General features: G+C 59.2%; 7 protein-coding genes, 1 other RNA gene and 1 riboswitch. Of the genes, 3 read left to right on the forward strand and 5 right to left on the reverse strand.

Going from position 1 to position 6,567, the window contains the following annotated elements:
* The coding region (locus AC2FNU_RS23435; RefSeq protein WP_496793419.1) for a DNA polymerase III subunit gamma/tau at positions 1–1,390 on the reverse strand (1,390 nt) is incomplete at its 3' end.
* A gap of 173 nt (positions 1,391–1,563) precedes the next feature.
* Between AC2FNU_RS23435 and AC2FNU_RS23440 the strand changes: the two genes are divergently transcribed.
* Entirely contained in the window at positions 1,564–2,064 is a 501-nt protein-coding gene (locus tag AC2FNU_RS23440; protein WP_496793423.1) for a protein-tyrosine phosphatase family protein, read from the forward strand.
* Positions 2,065–2,066: 2 nt separating this feature from the next.
* Here AC2FNU_RS23440 and AC2FNU_RS23445 read toward each other — a convergent pair whose 3' ends face one another.
* Positions 2,067–2,474, reverse strand: coding sequence for a hypothetical protein (locus AC2FNU_RS23445; RefSeq protein ID WP_496793426.1), 408 nt, complete (start codon positions 2,472–2,474; stop codon positions 2,067–2,069).
* Positions 2,449–2,607 carry a hypothetical protein gene (locus AC2FNU_RS23450; protein ID WP_496793429.1) on the reverse strand — a complete coding sequence of 53 codons (159 nt, stop codon included), beginning with the start codon at positions 2,605–2,607 and terminating at the stop codon, positions 2,449–2,451. Before AC2FNU_RS23450 ends, AC2FNU_RS23445 begins: the two co-directional genes overlap by 26 nt.
* A riboswitch (cobalamin riboswitch) is annotated at positions 2,565–2,785 on the reverse strand. Its footprint overlaps the gene before it by 43 nt.
* A gap of 133 nt (positions 2,786–2,918) precedes the next feature.
* Between AC2FNU_RS23450 and AC2FNU_RS23455 the strand changes: the two genes are divergently transcribed.
* A complete protein-coding gene (locus AC2FNU_RS23455; protein WP_496793433.1) occupies positions 2,919–3,779 on the forward strand; it encodes an alpha/beta hydrolase family protein in 861 nt (286 codons plus the stop codon).
* A 48-nt stretch (positions 3,780–3,827) separates the two neighbouring features.
* Here AC2FNU_RS23455 and ffs read toward each other — a convergent pair.
* Together ffs and AC2FNU_RS23465 are read right to left on the reverse strand one after the other, a co-directional pair.
* Positions 3,828–3,926: signal recognition particle sRNA small type (gene ffs / locus AC2FNU_RS23460), an RNA gene on the reverse strand.
* Between the two features lie 39 nt (positions 3,927–3,965).
* Positions 3,966–5,834, reverse strand: coding sequence for a bifunctional 2',3'-cyclic-nucleotide 2'-phosphodiesterase/3'-nucleotidase (locus AC2FNU_RS23465; protein WP_496793438.1), 1,869 nt, complete (start codon positions 5,832–5,834; stop codon positions 3,966–3,968).
* 183 nt (positions 5,835–6,017) lie between these two features.
* On the opposite strand from AC2FNU_RS23465, the gene AC2FNU_RS23470 reads away from it, so the two are divergent.
* On the forward strand, positions 6,018–6,567 hold a 550-nt coding region (locus tag AC2FNU_RS23470; RefSeq protein WP_496793443.1), incomplete at its 3' end, for an NUDIX-like domain-containing protein.

Genomic DNA, 6,567 nt, shown 5'->3' on the forward strand with positions numbered 1-6,567 from the left:
GTTTTACGTCACGGTTGGCACGGATCAGTTCGACCACGTGATCAAAAGTCGGGTACCGGGCGAGGGCCGTCTGCACATCCTGTGCCAATGCGGCAACCGGCGCGCCGTTTGTACCGCGCGGGGGCGCAGTGTAGGAGGGCGGCGGGGCCGCGCTGGCCTGTGCAGGCATTGCGCCTTGCCGGGACATCGAAGCGCCGCCACTCGGCCCACCCGTCGGCGGTGGCGGGGCGTCCTGCAGCCGCTTTATCAGTTCTTCAGGGCTGGGCAAATCGGCCACGTGGGTCAGGCGGATAACGGCCATCTCGGCAGCCATCATCGCGTTTGGCGCGGCAGAGACTTCTTCCAGTGCTTTGAGCAGCATCTGCCACATGCGGGTCAGAACACGCATAGGCAGCGCTTCGGCCATTTGCTGACCACGGGTCCGTTCGTCCGGGGAAACGGTCGGGTCTTCGGCAGCATCGGGCGTAATTTTGACGACGGAGACCCAGTGGGTGATCTCGGCGAGATCGCGCAAGACGGCCAAAGGGTCTGCGCCCTCTGCGTATTGGCTGCTCAGTTCCATGAGTGCACCCGCGGCATCGCCTCGCAGGATCATATCCATCAGGTCCAGAACGCGGCCACGGTCCGCAAGGCCCAGCATAGCGCGGACCTGATCGGCAGTGGTTTCGCCCGCCCCGTGCGAAATCGCCTGATCCAGCAGCGAGGTCGCATCCCTTGCCGATCCTTCTGCGGCGCGTGTAATCAGCGCCAGCGCGTCTTCGGCGATTTGGGCGCTTTCGGCGGTTGCGATCTTTTGCAGAAGGCCGATCATATCCTCGGGCTCGATCCGGCGCAGGTCAAAGCGCTGACAGCGGGACAGAACCGTGACCGGCACTTTACGAATCTCGGTGGTAGCGAAGATGAACTTCACATGTTCAGGCGGTTCCTCGAGCGTCTTGAGCAGCGCGTTGAAAGCGCTGGTCGAGAGCATGTGAACCTCGTCGATGATGTAGATCTTGTAACGTGCGCTGGCGGCGCGATAGCGGACACTGTCGATTATTTCGCGAATGTCATTCACGCCGGTTCGGCTGGCGGCGTCCATCTCCATCACATCGACGTGGCGGCCTTCCATGATGGCCACGCAATGTTCACATTGCCCGCAAGGCTCGGTCGTCGGGCCGCCATTGCCGTCGGGGCCGATGCAGTTCATACCCTTGGCGATGATCCGAGCGGTGGTTGTTTTGCCGGTGCCGCGAATGCCGGTCATGATGAACGCCTGCGCAATCCGGTCCGCTTCGAACGCGTTTTTCAGGGTGCGCACCATGGCATCCTGACCCACCAGATCGGCAAAGGTTTCCGGGCGATATTTGCGGGCGAGAACCTGATAGGCGGGGCTGGGCGTGTCGGTCATGTTTTCTCGGTCGGATTCGGTGCTTCGGCTCAGCGTAGTGGCCACCGCCTTCCGCGTCCACAGCGAGGCGCGATGATTTTTGATTTAGATTCCGACCGGATTCGCACTAAGCTGTTCCAACAAAATTTAAGACTCATTTTTTGTAAAGAGTTCCTGGTGGAGGACACAGGTTCATGTCGCAGCTGGTTATCTATGCTCTGCAAGTCGCAGGCGGAACGCTTGCCCTGACGTCGATACCCGGACGTGGCGGGGATTATGAGACGGATCTGGACACGATTGCCGCGTGGAAGCCGGGGCTGGTCATTTCAATGACGACGGATGTCGAGATGCTTCAGCACGGGGCGCAGGATTTTGGCAGCGATATCCAAAGCCGCGCCAGCCGGTGGGTGCATCTGCCGATCGAAGATTTCGGAGCACCCACTGCGGCGATTGAAGAGGCATGGCCCGACGTCAGCGCCGCTGCCCGGCATGCCTTGACCGGTGGAGGCCGGGTTTTGGTGCATTGCCGGGGCGGTTGCGGCAGGTCGGGGATGATTGTCCTGCGTCTGATGGTCGAGTGCGGCGAACGGGCAGAAAAGGCGCTGGAGCGTCTGCGGGCGCTGCGCCCCTGTGCTGTGGAAACAGACGCGCAGCTGGCTTGGGCGGCCCGGGTTTCCCCGGCGCAGGTGGTGTGACCTCAGGCCGAAAGCTGTTCGGGTGCGTGTACGGTTTTTCGGGGCCGTAAGGTTGCAACCTCAATCATTGCGCAAGGTGGGTTTGCAATGATGCCAGATGGCAGGGTGCTGAACGTGTTTCCAAAAATCAGATCAGCATAAAGGTTCAGGTCTTCAATCGCTGCGTCGGGTTGCGTGTCACAAAACACGCGAACACTGTCTGATTGTGCCTGGAAAATTGCCTGGCACCCTTCGGCGCAATGTGAAAGCTCACTACTGCCGTCAAACTCGAAGTCGTCGCCTGTGACAGCCGCGGCTTGTGTCATAGCCTCGGAAATCGAGCGCGCCAGCCGCGCCAGGGCGGGGCAGGTTTTGCCCGCCCGCTGACATACCGTTGCGCTGTATTCATGCGTCTTTGTCTTCCAGATCATCCTGCGCCCTCCGCGCGTGACGGGCAGAGGATCGGGTCAGGTGGGACGGCGAATTGCAGTCAGGACCTGCCCGGACACCCCGCCCGAGTTTCGGTTTCAGTTCCGATGGCAGGTCTCCTGACTTGCGGGTCATCGCTTTGCCGACCTTCCCAGCCCTAGGGGCCAGTGGCGTTTCGGCATTGCTCACCGCTTACAGTTGCGGGGGCAGTCGCGGAATTGGTTTGCGTCCGGATGACCAGACGGAACCGCACCGTGTTCCCTTTTCATCCCGACCCCTTGTGGGGGGCAGGAACCATCACACAATCGCTAGCGTCTGACCCAGTTCCGAGTCAAGCGGATCTTTGGCCCCGACGTTTGGTCATGCTGGATGGGTGAAAACTTCCCGCGTAGAGTTTCCGTTATTGAAGGTAAGCCAGCCGTTTTATCAGCGCAGGATCAGGGATTATGTTGGATACAGAACAGACGGTTTTAACCGAAGAGTTCCTCTTTCCGTCCGGGTCATCAACCCTTTCAGCGCGCCTGTACCGACCCTTGTCTGAACCCGGCACAGTGGTTGTGCTGAACAGTGCCACAGGCGTGCCACGCGACTATTATCGCCACTTCGCGCGTTGGCTGGCTGCCGAGCGCGGCATGGCGTGCCTGACCTATGACTATCGGGATTTCGGGCATTCACTGACCGGCCGCATGAAAGATGCGCGGGCGACAATGGCGGATTGGGCCTTGATCGACATGCCAGCGGCGCGGGCGGAAATGCGCAGGCGTTTTCCCGGCGCACAACAATGGACGATAGGTCATTCTGTAGGCGCCATGCTGGGACCCGTACAGCCCGATATCGACAAAATCGACCGGATGATTTGTGTGTGTTCCGGGCTTGTGACCCTGAACGATCACCCATGGCCCTACCGTGGATTGGCCGGGGTATTCTGGTACGGGCACGCGCCGTTGCTGGTCAAAGCGCTTGGCTACTTGCCCGGAAAGGCAATCGGTTTTGGTGCGGATTTGCCGGCATCGGTCTACTGGCAATGGCGTAAATGGTGCACCGCACCTTCGAGCTACTTGCCCGAGATCGGAACCGGGCTACCTGCTGCGCGGTGGGCAGAAGTTGGAAAACCGGTGGATCTGTTTACCTTTGAAGATGACCAGATGGTTCCGCCCAAGGCGGTATGTCGGCTTGCTGATCTCTATGGCCCCGAGGCCAAACGACATCTGCTGAAACCGGCTGATTTCGGGTTGTCTGAGGTTGGGCATATTGGCGCTTTTGCCCGACGCAACGCGGCCCTCTGGTCACGCTTTATCGACGTCTGAACGAGCTTGGTGTGACACTGCATATCACCCATTAGGCATGTGATGGGAAAGTGAGAGGTTGGACATCGACCCAAGCGGGGCTCGTTGTGGCTGCTTCCTTCCGGACCTGACCAGGTTGGCGAGGCGCTCGCCCGCGCCAACCTCTCGACTCTGGATATAGGGAAGGCGAGGGCAAAAGACAACCCGTCAGAACGTCAGGCGAATACGCTCGAACCCGGCTTCATCAGGACTTAGTAATTGGGCGTTGAACATGTGCAACTCACCCATGTGTTCAAGGGCACCGGGACCTGTTCGAAGCAAGGCATTTACGCCCGCTTGAGCTGTGAGTTTAAAAGGATAGGGGTGCCGCGCTATGGGATCGGGCGGAAGGCGATGAGACAGGTAATCCCGCAACAGGTCCTTGATATCGAGCGGCGGTAGGTTGATGCGTTGGGCGGCAGAGGCGGCAGGAAAATGTCCGCCTCCACTGGCGCGGTAATTATTGCTGGCCAGGACAAACCTTTGTGCGGACTGAACAGGTTGGCCATCGATTGTCAGATTGCGAATTCGTCTGTTGTCAGGGTCGATGAGCCGACCGTCACTGTCGAAGCGCGCAGGTTGCGATGGATCGATTTGATAGGACAGGCCAAAGATAACGTCGAAATTGTAACCGGCACGTTCAGGGTTGATGAGATCCGCTTCTGTATCTGGTGAAAGCTGGTTGAACACGCTTGCCGACATTTCCAGCCAATCCAGCACGTCGGCACCGCTTATCCGTATAGCACGCAGTTCATTGGGAAACGGATACAGGTCCGCAACGTGACGCAGGCATATTTCCCCCGCCGGTACATCTGTGTAATGCCGCGGGCCAGCGCGCCCACCGCTTTTCCCGGGCGCCACGGCTGACAACAGCGGCAACTCGCCCAACGCCGACCCTTGCAGGTATGGACGCAGAGCAGCAGCCTGTGCCGCAGCGACCAGAGCCAAGCCGCGATCCGGTGCGCAAAAGCTGAAATAGCTGTGCATGGATTCTGATGCGCGCGCGACGGGTTTGGCAACCGCGCTGCGGGTTTGACGATGGGCGTCAGCGAACAGACGCACCATGTCCTCGTCTTCCTCGACCGCGACTCCATCCGCGCAAACCGGGCGCAAGTCCACACGACATTCTTCAATGCTGAACCCGCCATTCGGTCGCTGAGAAACAACAAGATCAATGACACCAAGATAAGATCCAGCCGAACCGGCCATGACAACCGGGGTCTGATGCACCAGCCCGTTTGCGGGATCGAGATATGGGGCGTTGGTGTCTGTGCGACTCGGAAGGGTCAGGTGCGTATGCCCGGCGACAATGGCGTCGATGTCGTCTATAGTCGCCAAGGGGATGACGGCATTTTCCATCCCTTCTACGGGCTCTGATTGGCCTAGGCCGGAATGCGCCAACACAACTATCAGGTCACATCCTTCAGCGCGCAGTTGTTTTGACAGGTCGCATGCCGTGGATAGAATGTCGTAGGCTGTAACCTCTCCGTTCAGATGATGCTCTTCCCAGCGGGTGGTTTGTGGCGGAAGCACGGATATAAGGCCGATGCGAAGGGGCATTTCTTTGCCACCCAACGGCACGGTGCGGTCCAGTATCGCATATCGCCGCCATGCTTGCAGGCCACCCGATCGATGCAGGTTGCTGCACAGGACCGGGCAGGGGGCTTGCAAGATGATATTGTCCAATACCGGCAGCCCAAAACCAAAATCATGGTTGCCGAGACCTATGGCGTCGTACTCCAACGCCGAGAAGGCTTGCATGACCGGATGCGGCACGTTGTTCTGAACCGCCCACTCGCCCAACGGCGTTCCCTGAAATGCATCCCCATTATCCACCAACAGGACCAACGCATCACTTGCTTCTTGGCGGGCTTTGCGGATCAGGCTGGCGGTGCGCGTCAATCCAAGCGTCTGGTCAGGAGTATCGGTGTAATAGTCAAAACCTGTCAGGTTCATATGAAGGTCGGTTGTCGCCAGAATACGCACAAGCCCACGGTCTTTTGCAGGAGATACCCGCGTCGAAGGGTTTTGCTTCACTTTGAATGGTCTGCTTTTGAATAGAGTTATTGGTCAAATCTAACAAAGCGTAACCTAAATGAATTTTCCGGGGCCGCCATGCGGCTTTTCGGCGGCAAGTGCGCGCATCGCGAGAGTTTGAATTGCCATTGCAACGCGGTCTGAGACATGGCAGCCCTGTGCCTGGGACCAGAAGGAAATCCAATGAAAAACGCAGAGCAGGTGACCTTTGGCGGCTCGGGCCTGAACCGGGCGGCCCATATGCGCGGGAATGCCGATACGTTGGCGGCGGCGCAACGCCACCCGGCGGCACAGTGCATGATGATTTGGCGCGGGAAAGTTCTGGTTGCCGGTGATGGGCTAGATCAGCTTGCATTGCTTCCGATGACGCATCCGCTGGTCAGCGCGGGGCCTGGTGGGGTTGTTGAGGCGCCTGTTTTCTTAGGTGTGACCGTCGAAGATACGCCGCTGTTCGCGGTGGATATCTCGGCCTGGACTGCCGAAGGTTTGGACCTGACCGGTCTGGGAGAGTTCGTGGACAAGTCCGAGCAGCAGCATCCGGATTTGCCAGAGGGTTATGTTTTTGCCGAATTGCGCCGGATCATGACGCGACTGTCGCCGCACGATGCCGAATTGGCGGCCACGGCCAAAGCCGTTATCGGCTGGCACGAAACGCATCGGTTTTGCGCGCGCTGCGGGGCTGCCAGCGCGATGTCTCAGGGCGGCTGGCAACGCAGTTGTCCCTCGTGCGGAG

The organism is Ruegeria sp. BHSB064 (genome assembly GCF_059613205.1).